Origin of the sequence: Snodgrassella sp. M0351 (assembly GCF_016100575.1) — a bacterium.
GTDB classification, from domain to species: Bacteria; Pseudomonadota; Gammaproteobacteria; order Burkholderiales; family Neisseriaceae; genus Snodgrassella; species Snodgrassella alvi.
The window spans coordinates 1-748 of sequence record NZ_JACFSG010000014.1 but is presented as its reverse complement, the minus strand read 5'-3'; the positions used below and the strand labels follow the sequence as shown (position 1 = coordinate 748).

The following is a 748-nucleotide window of genomic DNA, read 5'->3' as shown; positions in this document are numbered from 1 at the left end:
CCAGGTGGCGGAATTGGTAGACGCGCATGGTTCAGGTCCATGTGCCAGCAATGGTGTGGAAGTTCGAGTCTTCTCCTGGGCACCAAGTTATTTTCTTTATCTAGTAATAGACTTCAATCTTCAAAATTTCTTTCCAAAAGCAGTTCAGAATAATTTTCACTGTAGACTTTCACAAAAGCTTATAAACCATATAAATTTTGAATATCTGTATCTTAAAGATATACTTTCACATCGGCACAATTGTTTTAAATTAATGAAAATTATTATGACGGACTATATAGCGAGGGCTAAAGCTATAACGAAGTATACAAATATAAATAATTACATTAATTCCAACTTAAGAGAAGAGAAGGGTTCCTCGAACATGCTGATTTGAATAAACGTATTCATAATCGATTTTAGTTATTAGAGTGTAAAAAATAAATACCTTTAAATCTCATACTTAATTAAGAAACCTAAATAAGCTAAATTTGCTAAGAAATAAACTTGAATAAAAGCAATTTAGAAAAGAAGTAATTACGCTATTAAGTCCAATTTTCTTTGCTGGAAAATACTTTTCTTTGATAATCAATAGTTATAGTCTGATGTACTAGTAATACTGTTGACAATCCTGGCCAAAAATATATAATGCACAACTTCACAAGCACAACGATGTTGGTGAATAAGCCCAGGTGGCGGAATTGGTAGACGCGCATGGTTCAGGTCCATGTGCCAGCAATGGTGTGGAAGTTCGAGTCTTCTCCTGGGC

The 748-nt window shown here is 34.1% G+C and carries 1 tRNA gene; it reads left to right on the top strand.

The annotated features are described in order from the left end of the window. Window positions 1-665: 665 nt before the first annotated feature. Window positions 666-748 (top strand) — tRNA-Leu (locus tag H3V01_RS10900).